Source organism: Agromyces sp. NPDC056965, from assembly GCF_042673425.1.
GTDB lineage: Bacteria > Actinomycetota > Actinomycetes > Actinomycetales > Microbacteriaceae > Agromyces.
In genome coordinates, this window is record NZ_JBHURI010000001.1 from 31,933 (window position 1) to 45,080 (window position 13,148).

Below are 13,148 nucleotides of genomic sequence, written 5' to 3' on the forward strand. Positions count from 1 at the left end.
GATGGTCGGGCCGTTCCGCTTGTGGCGGGCTGGTCCGGGCCAGATGCGAGTGTAGTCGGGCCGTGTTTCGAGCGTGCTTCGAGCGGGGGAGTCGCGTCGCGCAGGATTCGGCGGCCACGACCGTCACGGGAGGAGCCGGGAGGCGATGCCGCTGAGGATGCCGACCGACGGCGCGAGCACGAGGCAGCCGAGCGCGATCGCGAGCCCGAGCGCGATCGCCGAGGCGGCGAGCAGGGCCGCGAGGAGCCCGACCGTCGAGGCGCCTCGGCCGGGTGTCCGACGCGTCATCCGGCGCTCGCGTCGCTCAGCTGCGCCGGGCACTCCCCGCCCGGCGTGGTCGCCAGTTCGAAGTGCCACATCTCGTTCGCGTAGGTCTGGCAGAGGCCGTAGTCGGCGCCGTGCTGGCTCAGCCAGCTGTTCGCATCGGTCCGTCCGATGTCGACGGCCTCCCCGGTGACGTGCTTGGACGTCTCGGGTGCGGCGACGAACCGCCTGGCTTCCTCCTCGCTGCCGTACTCGGCGATGGCGGCGTCGAGGAGCGACTGCTGGTAGGCGGCGCTGCGCCACCCGTTCGTCACGACGAACTCGTAGCCGTCGGCGATCGCCGCGCGGGCCGCATCCTGCATGGCGCCGCGCAGCTCCGGGTCGAGCTGGGCGATCGCCGGCAGGTCGTCGGCGAACGGCGACACCGCCTCGCCCTCCTCGATGTATCCGTCATCGACGTCGAACCCGGTGTCGGGATCCGGGGCGCCGAGTGCGTCCGTCGGCGCGTCGCCGGGTGCTCCGTCGGCGGAGATGGCCTGGAGCCCGACCACGGCGCCGATCAGGAGCGCGATGAGCGTGATGACGACGACGGCCGTCGCGAGCAGCCTCCGCCTGCGGCGGCGGCGCGGTTGCTGCATCATGGGTCGGTCACTGGTTCGTTGACTGGTCATGTCGGGTGCTTTCAGCTCGTGGATGTGGCACATGCCGGCCTGCTCCGAATCGCGTTCGCGTCGTCGCACGAGCGCGCCGCCGAGTCCGAGCAGCGCGACGAGGCCGACACCGAGAGCGGTGCCGATCGAGTTGGCGACGACGTCCTCGGCATCGGGCACGCGACCCGGGAGCACGACCTGCGTGACCTCGACGATGGCGGAGAGCGCCACCCCGATGGCGAGCCCGGCCGCCCATCGCCTGCGTCCGAGGACCAGGGTGATGAGCGCGCCGAACGGCACGAACATGGCGACGTTCGCCAGGAACTGGAAGCCGGCGACACCGGTCGGAACCGGAGACCCCGACATCGACTCGAACCACGAGACGAAGAGGTACCGGGCGTCGGAGACGAGGCGGGGCGGGCCGAACGTGAGGCCCGCGATCGCGACGAGGCACCCGACCGTCCAGAACCAGGTCGAGCCCGAACGGGCGCGGCCTCGAGGGCGGGCATCTGCTGTCAGGTGCGAGGCCATGTATGTCTCCCCACTCGAGATCGGGCGGAATCGGTGTTGCATGTGCTTTCGGTGATTCCAGTGCACCAAGCGCGCTGTTGCGGCGGCGTATCACGAAATGCATATGCTCCCGATACGGGTGCACGGTCGAGTGGTCAGGCGGGAGCCGGCTCCGACCGATCGGTCATCCGGTGGCTCGCCGGACGGCCGTTCTCAGGTGCGGAGGCGCGACGGAGACGGAGGACAACGCCTCGGGGCGAGCTCGGCGAACCGCCGGGCGCCCCGATGTTCACATGGTCGTGGGGCCGATCAGAGCTGGTCGGCGACCACCGCGGCGGCGTTCAGCCACGCGTCGTGCGTCTCGGGCGACAGCGCATCGAAGTCGATCGTGCCGCCGTCGACGAGTGCGGCGTCGTAGGGGATCGTCGTGACCGCGGCGGTCAGCGCGCCGAAGTGGTCGGCGAGGCGCTGCTCGAGCTCGCGGTCGGGCTTCTCCGACGGCGAGGTCAGGATCGTGACGGCCCGGTCGACCTTGTCGCCGAAGCCCTTCTCTGAGAGGCCGTCGAGGAGCCATGCGGCACTCGCCGCCGTGTCTTCGCGCACCGTCGAGACGATCACGAGCTGGTCGGCGGCGGCCACTGCCGCGACCCAGTTCGAGGCGCGCATGTTGTTGCCGGTGTCGACGATCAGCAGGCGGTAGTAGCGCGAGAGGGTGCGGTGCAGCCGGTCGAACGCGGCGTCGTCGATGGTGGATGTCGCGGCGGCATCCTCATCGGAGGCGAGCACGTCGAAGCGGGCGTCGACCTGCGTGCGCACGTAGTCGTCGAGCTGGCTGAGGCTCGCGACGCTCGGGTTCTCGAACCGATCGAGGTCGCCGAGCAGGTCGACGGCGGTGCGGTGGTGCGGGGTGTGCTGCGCGCGCCAGCCGAGCGTGCCGCGCGTCTCGTTGTTGTCCCACGCGAGGGTGGACCCGCCGCGGAGCCGGCCGAACGTCGCGGCGAGCAGCAGCGTGCTCGTGGTCTTGTGGGCGCCGCCCTTGGGGTTCAGCACCACGATCGTGCGAGGGCCGTCGAGTCGCTTCTGCACGCGGTTCGTCTGGTCGTGGCGGGTCTGCTCGATCGCGCTCGGCTTCGGCGAGATGAGGCCGCCGCTCATGCGGCGCACCCGGCCCTGCCATCCCAGGGTCGCCTTCAGCGGCCGCTGCCGGGGGCGGCTCGAGAGCAGGTCCTCGACGGTGGGGCGGTGGGGTTTCGGCTCGGCCTGGGGGGTCGCCGAGGCTGCCGCGATCGGCACGGCGGGAATCGTCGGGATCGGCGCGGTCGTCGGGCGGGGCTCGACGCTCTCGGGCGCGAGGCTGGTCGGAACCTCGGTCACGAGGCCGGTCGGAGCCTCGGTCACCCGGCCGTCCGGCTCGACGGTCAGGGTCCAGTGCGAGGAGTCGTCGATGAGTGCGGCGGTCGCCGGCACGCCGAGGCGTTGCGCCCGCTCCTGCACGAATGCCACGACGCGGTCGCGCAGTGCGTCGCCGTCGACCGCCTGGATGCCGATGACGGCACCGTCCGCGTGCACGTCGGCCTCGGTGGCCGAGGTCAGGAAGACGGTGACGCCGTCGTGCGTGTTGATCGAAGTGGACAAGCGATTCCCCCAGATGCCATGCGTCGGTCGATGAGGATCGGCCCGGGCATGCTGCCCGCACTCGCGTCGTGACGCATGCCGAATGCGAGCGCTCCCGCGCCGCCGGCCGTTCCCCCGCGAATCAGTCTACGTTCCCGCCCGGACGTCGCCCGGACAGCTCGCCCAGCAGCGCAGCGGCCGGGGCGGAGAGCACGTCGCCGCGTCGCCACACCGCTCGCAGGCGCCGCGCGAGGTCGAGCCCCTCGACGGCGATCTCGACGAGTTCGCCGCGGGCGGTCCACGGCCGGGTGGCGAGGTCGCTGAGCACGGCGGGGCCCGCTCCGGATGCCGCGGCGACGAGCACGGCCGCATTGCTCGCCACGACCAGGGCGGGTTCGGCCGGCGTCCTGTCGTCGAGCGCATCGGCGAGGGTCGATCGCGTTCCCGATCCCGCCTCGCGGGTCACGAGCGGGGTGGCCGCGAGCTCGTCGAGCGTGACGCGCGATCGACGCGCCCACGGATGCGTCGGCGACACGATGACCACGAGCCGGTCGGTCGCGACCGTGCGGCTGTGCAGGCCCCGGCGCACCGCGGGCGACTCGACGAAGCCGAGGTCGATCTCGTGCGACTCGAGCAGGTCGAGCACCTGCGAGGAGTTCTCCACCCGCATGCGCACTTCCAGTGCGGGGTGACTGCGCCGAAGCTCGCCGATCCACGCGGGCAGCAGGTACTCGGCGACGGTGAGGCTCGCGGCGAGGTCGAGCCGCACCTCGTGGTGCTCGCGTCGCGCGGTCGCGGCGGTGAGCAGGTCGTCGGCGCCGCTGATGATCCGGGCGGCGAGCTCCGCGATCGCCTCGCCGTCGGGGGTCAGGCGCGATCCGCGGGCGTGGCGCTCGATGAGCGTGAGGCCGAGGGAGCGCTCGAGTCCGGCGATCGATCGGCTCGCGTTCGGCTGCGCCATGTCGACCGAGCGCGCGGCAGCGCCGAGGCTGCCGTGCCGGCCGATCGCGACGAGCAACTCGAGCACGGCGAGGTCGGGCCAACGCTGAGGCATATCAGCATGATATGCCTCGATGCTGAACGGACGGCTACCGCCCGCGGCATCCGTTCGCGATCGTCGAGGGATGACCCGCACTGCACCGATCCCGGCATCGCCCCGCCCGCCGCTTCTCCCCGACCGGCCGACCACGGCGCGGAGGGTTCGCGCACGTCTCGTCGACGTGGCCCCCGGCCTCGGGCTCGCGGCCGCGGGCGTTGCGGTGTCGATGGCCGCGGCGTTCCTGCTGCCGGGCATGAGCGCGCTGCTCATCGCGATCGTGCTGGGCGTGCTGCTGCGGAACACCGTGCCGCTCCCGTCGCGCGTCGAGGCGGGGCTCGCGTTCGCCGCGAAGCCGCTGCTGCGCCTCGGCGTCGTGCTGCTCGGCCTCCAGCTCGTGCTCGGGGACATCCTCGACCTCGGCATCGGGGTGATCGTCGTGGTGGTGGCGATCGTCGTCGTCGGCATCACGTCGACGCTCCTGATCGGCCGGCTCCTCGGCATCTCGGCGACGCAGCGACTGCTCATCGCGTGCGGCTTCTCGATCTGCGGCGCCGCAGCGGTCGCGGCGGTCGACGGCGTGGTCGAAGCGGACGAGGAGGAGGTCGTGACGGCGGTCGCCCTCGTCGTCGTGTTCGGCACGCTCATGATCCCGCTGATCCCGCTCGCCGCCTCGCTCCTCGGCCTCGACGCCCAGCAGGCCGGCATGTGGGCGGGCGGGTCGATCCACGAGGTGGCGCAGGTCGTCGCGGTCGGCGGAGCGCTCGGCGGCACGGGGCTCGCGGTGGCCGTCGTGGTGAAGCTCGCCCGGGTGCTGATGCTCGCGCCGGTGCTCGCCGTCGTCAGCGTGCAGCGTCGGCGCTCGCTCGCGGCGGAGGCGGGTTCCGACGGGGCCGCGGGCAGGCGACCCCCGATCGTTCCGCTCTTCGTCGTGGGGTTCATCGCGATGGTCGTGGTGCGCTCGCTCGGCTGGGTGCCCGACGTCGTCGTCGCGGGCGCCGGCGTCGCGCAGACGGTGCTGCTCGCGGCGGCGATGTTCGCGCTCGGAACCGGCGTGCGGTTCAGCATGTTCCGCCGCGTCGGGGTGCGACCGTTCGCCCTCGCCGGGGCGTCGACGCTGATCGTGACGGGTGTCGCGCTCGCCGGAGTCGTCGCCGTCGGATGAGGCGGGATGCCGCCGATCCAATCCGAACCCGGGAAGGTTCCGAATCCCCTTCCAGCACGGCAGTCGCCGTGACTCGAGAAGGAGGAACCCCATGCGAAACTCCCCGAACCGCATCGTCGCGACCGTCTTCGGTGCGGTCTACCTGCTCGTCGGCCTGCTCGGATTCGCCGTCACCGGCGGCGTCGGGTTCTTCGCGACCGAAGGAGGCCTCCTCCTCGGCGTCTTCGAGGTGAACCCGCTGCACAACGTGGCGCACCTGCTGATCGGCGCAGCACTGTTCATCGGCGGCATCGTCTCCGCGACCGCGGCGAAGGCCGTCAACGCGACGGTCGGCGCCGCCTACCTGCTGCTCGGCATCGTGGGGTTCTTCCTCGCGGGCACGGCGGCGAACATCCTCGCGCTGAACACGGCCGACCACTTCCTGCACCTCGCGAGCGCGATCGTGCTGCTGGGCGTGGCGCTCGGGTTCGAGCGCACCGGACGCGTGGCGACGGCGTAGGGACCGGCCATGCACGCACTGGCGGCGGCCCTGCGCAGTTGGCCGATGCTCGCCGCGTTCGGCGCCGGGCTCGTGCTGACCGCGCTCGCTGCCGGTGCCGGGGGAGCGATGCAGCCCGCCCTCGTCGTGGCCGGCGTCGCCGCGCTCGGCTGGGGCGGGCTCGCGCTCCGGGCGGGGCGCGTGATCGCCCCGTCCGCAACGCTCGTCGTGACCGCGGCCGCCCTCGTGGGGATGGCGGCCGCGGTCTCGACGGGTGCTGCTGCGACGACGGATGTCCCGCCGGGCCCGCTCGCCGCGGCATCCGTCTTCATCGTGGTCGTCGCACTGTCGGCCGGCCTCGAGCTGCGCGCTCGCACGCGCCTCGCCGGAGCGACGGAGCCGGCGGACGATCGCGGCGCCGCGGCATCCGACACCGCCCGGCTCATCGGCCTGGTCGCGGGCGCCGCGCTCGTCGCGGCCCTTGCGACCCCGGCGCTCGCGGCGACCGAGGCCGGCGAGTCCGCCGTTCCGCACGGCTCGCACGGACCGGGGACCGGCGAGCCGCTCCCCGGCGTGGAGCAGCCGGAGCCGGGCCACTCGCACTGAGCGGGTCGACCGGGCGCCGCCGTTCGATCAGTCGCGAGGTGCGGTGCCGTCGGTCGGGATGAGCGCCGTCGCGAGCGTGACCGTGCGGCGGCCGTCGCCCTCTGCCGACAGATAGGGCGCGAGCAGTTCGCCGAGCCCGGCCTGGATCACGGCGAGGTCGTCCGTCGTCACGTGCAGCGTCGTCTCGCCGAATCCGAGGAAGTCGCGGAACCGCGGGTCGTTCGCCGCGATCGCCCGATCGAAGCTCTCGCCGAGGTGAGCGAGGAAGGTGAGGAACGCCTGCTGCAGTTCGCGCGTGCCCATCTCGAGCAGTTCGTCGTGATCGACGTGCGCCATGCGCTCGCCGAGCGCGAAGGTGCGCTCGACCGCTCCGCGCACGCGGCGTTCCTCGACGACCGTGAGCACATCGGCGTCGACGAGCGCGGCGATGTGCCGGTAGAGCGTCGCCTGTGCGACATCGGGCAGGGCGCTGCGCAGGCTCGCGGTGGTGATCTCGCGCGTGCCCACCTGCTGGATGATGCGCAGCCGAACGGGGTGCATGACGACGTCGGCGATGGGCGACGGCTTGCGCATCGGTCCTCCGAATGATTATTCTCACGGTGAGAACATTCTCAACGTTCTCGTTCGAGTATGCCACCGAAGGGATCCGCTCCATGATCACCGCCCAGATCGACGTCTCCGGACTCGCGAAGCGCATCGGCGACGTCGATGCCGTGCGCGACGCGACGTTCAGTGCGGCGCCCGGCCGCGTCACCGGGTTCCTCGGCCCGAACGGCGCCGGCAAGTCGACGACGCTCCGGATGCTGCTGGGGCTCGTGAGGCCCGATTCGGGCACCGCGCTCATCGGCGGCCGCGTGTACGGCGAGCTCCCCGACCCCACCGGCACCGTCGGTGCCGTGCTCGACCTCGCCGGTGCGCATCCGGCGATGACCGCTCGCGGACACCTGCAGAGCTATTGCGCCCTCGGGGGCCACGCTGCCGACCGCGCCGAGGCGGTCGCCGGGCTCACCGGCATGGCCGAGTACCTCGATCGCCGTGTCGGCGGCTTCTCCACGGGAATGCGGCAGCGGCTCGCACTCGCGACGGCCCTGCTCGGCGACCCCGGGGTGCTCGTGCTCGACGAGCCGTCGAACGGGCTCGACCCCGCGGGCATCGTCTGGCTGCGAACGTTCCTCCGCGAGTTCGCGGCGAACGGCGGCACCGTGCTGCTCTCGAGCCACGTGCTCACCGAACTGCAGCACGGCATCGACGACCTCGTGCTGATCGACCGCGGTCGCACCACCTGGGCGGGGCCGCTCTCGGAGTTCACGGAGCGCGGTACGAGCCTCGAAGCGGCCTTCCTCGAGCTCACCTCGGGCGGAGCTGCGGCGGTCCCCGCCGGCGCCGAAGGGATCCGCGCATGACCCGGCTGCTCCGCGGCGAGCTCGCCAAGCTCCTCGCCACCCGCCTCCCGTACTGGTCGCTCGTGACGGCCGCGCTCTGCGGCGGAGGCCTGACGGGGCTCCTCTCGCTCATCGGCCCCGAGAACGCGACCCCGCCGCTGCCGGGGCTCGACACCGCGGAGGGCGTGGGCATCGTCGTCGGCATGAGCGGACTCGTGCTCTTCGTGCCGGCGCTCATCGGCACGATCGCCGTCACCGGCGAGTACCGGCATCGCACGATCGGAACGACGTTCCTGGCGGTGCCGCGTCGCAGCCGGGTACTCGCGGCGAAGCTCGTCGCTTACGGGGCCCTCGGCGTCGCGTACGGGCTGGTCTCCTCGCTCTTCGCCGGTCTCGCCGTCGCGACGGGGGCCGCCGTGCAGGGCGTCGAACTCGGGGTGCCGCTCGCGTCCCTCGTCGCGCTCCTCGCGCGGCTCGCCCTCGCGGCGGCCGTCTACATGGTGCTCGGCGTCGCGATCGGCGCGCTCGCCCGCAACCAGCTGCTCGCGATCGGCATCGTGCTCGGGTACTTCTACTTCCTCGAGCACGTGCTCATGATCGTTCCCGGGGTCAACGTCATCCACCCGTTCCTCCCCGGAGGCGCGACCGCGGCACTGACGGACTTCACCTTCCTCGGCGACGCGATCGCCGAGGAGCTGCCGATGGCGGCTACGTCGACGACCTCGCCGCTCGTGGGGGCGCTCGTGCTGCTCGGCTACGCGGTCGTGGCGGCCTGGCTCGCCATCGCGATCCCGTTGCGACGCGACCTCCGCTGAGCCCGCATCGCCGCGGTCGCGTTCGCGAGCACGGTGCCGACGGTCGCGCTGCCGCGCAGCGCGACCGTCAGCAGTGCGAGCGCGACGACGGCCTGCACCGGTCCGAACCCGGTGACGAGCACGACGGCGACGCCGGCCACGCCGCACACGGCATCGAGCGCAGCGGCACGTCGACTCGAAGACGCCGGTACCCGGGCCGCGCGCCGCGATCGTTCGAATCGAGCGAACACGAGCGTGGCACCGGCGACGACGGCGGCCGTGGCGCCCAGCCACAGCGGACGCGTCGCCCACCACTCCGCGCTCATCGGCTCGGGCAGGGGGAGACCGACTCCGGCGTTCGCGACGAGCAGCGCGCCCGCGAGGCCCACGAGCACGGGCATGTGCCAGAGGTAGATCGTCATCGCACGCTCGCCGACGGCCGAGAGGAGCTGCGAGGCATCCGCTCGCTCGACCCAGGCGCGGATGCGCGGACGGGCCAGCTGGAAGAGGGCGAGCTGGGCGACGCCGAGCACCACGAGGCACACGGTCGGCGGGTTGAGGTTCTCGTACATGTCGGCCGAGTACGGCGCCGCGGCGGTGATCACGCCGAGCAGTGCGAGCGACCCGGCCGCGATCGACCAGAGCGCCGCCGGAGCGAGGCGGTCGAGTGCGCCGTCGGCGAGGTGGAAGCCGAGCTGCTGCACGAGCAGCCACACGAGCAGGAGGTTCAGGAACCCGATGCCGTCGAGCCCGGTCGAGAAGCGCAGCACGTCGACCGCGACGACACCCGCGAGCAGCGCGAGCGGGGTCAGCACCCGGGCGCGCTCGTGGGCGCGCACCATGAGCGGCACGAGCGCCGAGGTGGCGAGGTACACGCCGAGGAACCACAGCGGTTGCCCGATGCGGAAGCCCGCCGTCGCCACGAGCTCGGGGGCGAGGCCGGCGAGCGACATCGCGACGAGGGCGGCGGCGACCACGGCGACCAGCACGATGGCCGGGCGCACGAGCCGCACGAGCCGCGCTCGCACGTAGTCGGCGCCGCTCGCCCCGCGCGCCTGCATCGACCGCCAGTGGTGGAAGCTCGAGAAGCCGCCCGCGATGAAGAACAACGGCATGATCTGCACGACCCAGCTCACGGCCGCGAACCAGGCCTGCCCCTCGAGGGCGTTCTCGAGCACGGGGCCGTCGGGGCCGACGCTCACGCCGACCATCATCGCGTGCAGGGCGAACACGACCACGAGCAGGGCGACGCGGATCGCGTCGACGCTCGAGTCGCGGGCGACCGAGGGGCGCCGAGCGGATGCCCCGGCGCGCGCCACCGGGTCGACCGGGTCGTGCCCGGTCGAGCGTGCGAGTACGTCGGTCATGTCCGCCTCCGTCCGGGCAGCCTCTCCGCCCTCGGAGGCAGGCTACGAAGGCGGTACCGCGGTGCCCATCACCCGCGGGAGGGGTTCTCGCCGGTACCGGCGTACGGTCAGGAACCGGGCTGCACGAGCCCCGTGTCGTACGCCAGTACGACGGCGTGCACACGATCGCGGAGTCCGAGCTTCGAGAGGATCTTCGACACGTGCGTCTTGACCGTCTGCTCGGCGATGAAGAGCGCCGAGGCGATCTCGGTGTTCGAGAACCCGCGGCCGACGAGGGTCAGCACCTCGCGCTCGCGCTCGGTGAGCTCGGAGAGCCGCGTGGCGTCGATGCGCGGCGGCGGGGCCGACCTCGCGAAGTCCTCGATGAGGCGGCGCGTCACGCTCGGCGCGAGCAGTGCGTCGCCCGACGCGACGATGCGCACGGCGGCGACGAGCTCTTCGGGGGTCGCGTCCTTCAGGAGGAACCCGCTCGCCCCGGCGCGCAGCGCCTCGTAGACGTAGTCGTCGATGTCGAACGTCGTCAGCATGAGGACGCGGGGCACGTAGTCGCTCGACCGCGGCGGGGTCTGCAGTGCGCGCGTCGCCTCGAGGCCGTTGCGACCCGGCATGCGCACGTCCATCACGACGACGTCGGGGCGCAACTCGTGCGCCATCGCCACGGCCTCGTCGCCGTCGGCCGCCTGCCCGACGACCTCGATGCCGGCCTGGGCGGAGAGCACCGCCGCGAAGCCGGCTCGCACCATCGCCTGGTCGTCGGCGATGAGCACCGAGATCGTCACACCATGCCTCCGTCCGACCCGAGCGGAAGGGTCGCGAGAACACGGTATCCGCCGCCGGGTCGTTCCCCGAATTCGGCGCGTCCGCCGAGCAGTGCCGCGCGCTCGCCGATGCCGACGAGACCGTGGCCGCCGCCCTTGGCGTCGGGCGCCGGGACATCCGTCGCCGTCTCGTTGTCGATGCAGACGACGAGGTCGTCGGCGAGCACCTCGATCGAGACGAAGGTGGGTGCGCCCGGGGCGTGCCGTACGACGTTGCTGAGCGCCTCCTGCACGATGCGGTAGGCGGCCGTCGCGGCGAGACCGCCGTCGGGCAGGGAGGCGTCGACGGTGAGGGTCACGGGCACGCCGGCACGTTCGACGGATGCCGCGAGCTCGGGCAGTTGGGCGAGGCCGGGCTGCGGCGCGGTCTCGGCCGCGGTGTCGGCGCTCCGGAGCACCCCCAGCAACTGCCGCATCTCGGTCATCGCCGACCGCGCAGAAGCCGCGATCTCGGCGAACTCCGTCTTGGCGTCGTCGCTCAGCCCCGGCACCCGGTACGGCGCGCTCGTCGCCTGCACGTGGATGATCGACAGACCGTGCGCGACGACGTCGTGGAGCTCGCGGGCGATGCGGTTGCGCTCCTCGCCGAGCACGCGTCGCTGCTGCTCCGAGGCGGAGTGCGCGCGTTCGCGGAAGAGCTCGACGCCGATCACGCGGCGCTGCGCGAGCAGCACCGAGATGGCGCAGGCGAGGGCCGTCACGGCCGCGCCGGTGATCATGCTCGCCGCGGCGCCCGAGTCGACGAAGGCGAACGGCAGGGTCACCACGACCCCGATGCCCCACGCGATGAGGCCGAGGCGCCACTCCCACATGAGGCCGAGCACGATGAGCAGCACGCCCTGGCTCACGATCGAGGTCACCGGCCACGGCCACGGCGCGACGTCGGAGCCGAGGGAGAGCAGTGCGAAGGCGAGCAGCCCCGCCGCGGAGACGCTCGCGGCGACCCATGGCCAGCGCACCGCGAGCGGCAGCGCGATGGCGAGCGCGAGGCACGTGGCGGCGGCGGAGAGCAGCTCGATGTCGTAGATCGTCGCGGCCAGCGGGAGCGAGACCGAGAAGAGGATGACGGCGAGGAGCGAGGTCGACACGAGCATCCATGCCCGGAACTGGCGTTCGTCGGCCGTGATGCGGGCGAGCCGGGCAGGCGCCGCCGGGATCGACGGCACGGGCGGGAGCGGCGGGGCCGGCGGTCGCGGCGCGGGCCGGGCCGTCGCAGCGGGTCGGACCTCCGCCGCGGCGTCCGCCGGGCCGTGCTCGGGATGATGGGTCTGCGCCATGATGCCAGTAGCAAACCACGCCGGGCGCGGCGCTGCATCCCTCCCGAGGACGATTCGCGGCCGTACGCCGGTAGGGTCGCCGATCAGCCGTGCGGCGGCCGCCCGGCCGGCGGCGTGATGCCGTCGACGACCGCGTCGGGCCGCATGCCCGCCGATGCGTGCACGTCGCGCAGGCGCTGGGCGCGGTTCGTCGCGATCACGCGGTCGTCTCGCAGCGGCAGGCGCACCTGCTCCTCGGCCGGGATGCCGGCGCGGAGCTGCCGAGCGCGCTCGACCTCGGTGTCGAGCACCGCGCCGAACAGCATCGCGAGGTTCGACAGCCACACCCACAGCAGGAAGGCGACCACCCCGCCGAGGATGCCGTAGACGCGCACGTAGCTGCCGACGCCGAAGACGTAGAGCGCGAACAGCGCCGTCGTCACGACCCACGCGAGCAGCGCGGCGATCGCGCCGACGCTGAACCAGCGCAGGTGCCGGCGCCGCACGTTCGGCGCCGCCCAGTAGAGCAGGGCCAGCACGAGGATGCCGATCGCCGCGAGCACCGGCACCTTGGCGAGGTCCCACCAGAAGGCGATGCCCTCGTCGAGGCCGAGCACGCGGGCTGCAGCCTCGGCCACCGGGCCCGTCACCACGAGGCCGACCGCGGCGATCGCGCCGAGCACGACGAGCGCGGCGGAGGTGGCGAGCATCGCGGGGCGCATCTCCCAGAACGGGCGCCCCTCCTCGACCCCGTAGATGCGGTTCATGCCCCGGCCGAACGCGCCGACGAAGCCCGACGCCGCCCAGAGCGTGGCGACGAGGCCCGTCGCGAAGGCGAGGCCCGCGTGCGACGCGTTCACGAGCTGGTCGAGGGGCTCGCGGAGGGCATCGACGACCGATGCGCCGCCGAGTTCCTCCACGACGCGGAGCGCATCGGCCACGACGGCCTCGGCGCTGCCGAAGATGCCGAGGAGCGCGAGTGCCGCGAGCAGTGCGGGGAAGACCGTGAGCAGTCCGTAGAAGGTCAGGGCCGCCGCGATGTCGTGCACCTGGTTGATGCGGTACTCGTGCACCGTGCGCGTGAGGATGACCCTCCAGTCGGCACGAGACAGCTGCACCGGCGAGTCCTGGCCGGATGCTTCGGGGCCCGACGGTGCGCGGCCGGATTGATCGTGTTCGGGCATGTCGCCTCCCGTGGTGACGGACCG

General features: G+C 72.8%; 14 protein-coding genes. 5 read left to right on the top strand and 9 right to left on the bottom strand.

Going from position 1 to position 13,148, the window contains the following annotated elements:
* Positions 1-123: 123 nt before the first annotated feature.
* The 4 genes from ACFTQE_RS00130 to ACFTQE_RS00145 all read right to left on the bottom strand — a co-directional run bounded on the left by ACFTQE_RS00130 (position 124) and on the right by ACFTQE_RS00145 (position 4,092).
* Positions 124-288 (bottom strand): hypothetical protein, encoded by a 165-nt coding sequence (locus ACFTQE_RS00130; protein WP_376923155.1) that lies wholly within the window; start codon positions 286-288, stop codon positions 124-126.
* Positions 285-1,445 carry a VanZ family protein gene (locus tag ACFTQE_RS00135; protein WP_376923156.1) on the bottom strand — a complete coding sequence of 387 codons (1,161 nt, stop codon included), beginning with the start codon at positions 1,443-1,445 and terminating at the stop codon, positions 285-287. Before ACFTQE_RS00135 ends, ACFTQE_RS00130 begins: the two co-directional genes overlap by 4 nt.
* Positions 1,446-1,733: 288 nt before the next feature.
* On the bottom strand, positions 1,734-3,059 hold the full coding sequence (locus ACFTQE_RS00140) for a chromosome partitioning protein (protein WP_376923157.1): 1,326 nt from the start codon (positions 3,057-3,059) through the stop codon (positions 1,734-1,736).
* A 121-nt stretch (positions 3,060-3,180) separates the two neighbouring features.
* Complete coding sequence (locus ACFTQE_RS00145) at positions 3,181-4,092, bottom strand: LysR family transcriptional regulator (RefSeq protein ID WP_376923158.1); 912 nt, start codon at positions 4,090-4,092, stop codon at positions 3,181-3,183.
* A 70-nt stretch (positions 4,093-4,162) separates the two neighbouring features.
* Between ACFTQE_RS00145 and ACFTQE_RS00150 the strand changes: the two genes are divergently transcribed.
* The 3 genes from ACFTQE_RS00150 to ACFTQE_RS00160 all read left to right on the top strand — a co-directional run bounded on the left by ACFTQE_RS00150 (position 4,163) and on the right by ACFTQE_RS00160 (position 6,323).
* Positions 4,163-5,239, top strand: coding sequence for a YeiH family protein (locus ACFTQE_RS00150; protein ID WP_376923159.1), 1,077 nt, complete (start codon positions 4,163-4,165; stop codon positions 5,237-5,239).
* 91 nt (positions 5,240-5,330) lie between these two features.
* Positions 5,331-5,738 carry a DUF4383 domain-containing protein gene (locus tag ACFTQE_RS00155; protein WP_376923160.1) on the top strand — a complete coding sequence of 136 codons (408 nt, stop codon included), beginning with the start codon at positions 5,331-5,333 and terminating at the stop codon, positions 5,736-5,738.
* 9 nt (positions 5,739-5,747) lie between these two features.
* Positions 5,748-6,323 carry a hypothetical protein gene (locus tag ACFTQE_RS00160; RefSeq protein ID WP_376923161.1) on the top strand — a complete coding sequence of 192 codons (576 nt, stop codon included), beginning with the start codon at positions 5,748-5,750 and terminating at the stop codon, positions 6,321-6,323.
* Positions 6,324-6,350: 27 nt separating this feature from the next.
* Here ACFTQE_RS00160 and ACFTQE_RS00165 read toward each other — a convergent pair whose 3' ends face one another.
* Positions 6,351-6,896, bottom strand: a complete 546-nt coding sequence (locus tag ACFTQE_RS00165) for a helix-turn-helix domain-containing protein (protein ID WP_376923162.1) — start codon at positions 6,894-6,896, stop codon at positions 6,351-6,353.
* 80 nt (positions 6,897-6,976) lie between these two features.
* On the opposite strand from ACFTQE_RS00165, the gene ACFTQE_RS00170 reads away from it, so the two are divergent.
* Positions 6,977-7,726 (top strand): ABC transporter ATP-binding protein, encoded by a 750-nt coding sequence (locus ACFTQE_RS00170; RefSeq protein ID WP_376923163.1) that lies wholly within the window; start codon positions 6,977-6,979, stop codon positions 7,724-7,726.
* Complete coding sequence (locus tag ACFTQE_RS00175; protein WP_376923164.1) at positions 7,723-8,520, top strand: ABC transporter permease; 798 nt, start codon at positions 7,723-7,725, stop codon at positions 8,518-8,520. The genes ACFTQE_RS00170 and ACFTQE_RS00175 overlap by 4 nt, the downstream gene beginning before the upstream one ends.
* On the opposite strand, the gene ACFTQE_RS00180 is transcribed toward ACFTQE_RS00175, so the two are convergent.
* The 4 genes from ACFTQE_RS00180 to ACFTQE_RS00195 all read right to left on the bottom strand — a co-directional run bounded on the left by ACFTQE_RS00180 (position 8,460) and on the right by ACFTQE_RS00195 (position 13,124).
* Complete coding sequence (locus ACFTQE_RS00180; RefSeq protein WP_376923165.1) at positions 8,460-9,866, bottom strand: acyltransferase; 1,407 nt, start codon at positions 9,864-9,866, stop codon at positions 8,460-8,462. The genes ACFTQE_RS00175 and ACFTQE_RS00180 overlap by 61 nt on opposite strands.
* Before the next feature lie 107 nt (positions 9,867-9,973).
* Positions 9,974-10,645 carry a response regulator gene (locus ACFTQE_RS00185; RefSeq protein ID WP_376923166.1) on the bottom strand — a complete coding sequence of 224 codons (672 nt, stop codon included), beginning with the start codon at positions 10,643-10,645 and terminating at the stop codon, positions 9,974-9,976.
* Complete coding sequence (locus ACFTQE_RS00190; protein ID WP_376923167.1) at positions 10,642-11,961, bottom strand: sensor histidine kinase; 1,320 nt, start codon at positions 11,959-11,961, stop codon at positions 10,642-10,644. The genes ACFTQE_RS00185 and ACFTQE_RS00190 overlap by 4 nt, the downstream gene beginning before the upstream one ends.
* Positions 11,962-12,044: 83 nt before the next feature.
* The gene (locus ACFTQE_RS00195) at positions 12,045-13,124 is read right to left on the bottom strand and encodes a YihY/virulence factor BrkB family protein (RefSeq protein ID WP_376923168.1); all 1,080 of its coding nucleotides are present in this window, start codon (positions 13,122-13,124) and stop codon (positions 12,045-12,047) included.
* Between the last annotated feature and the right edge of the window lie 24 nt (positions 13,125-13,148).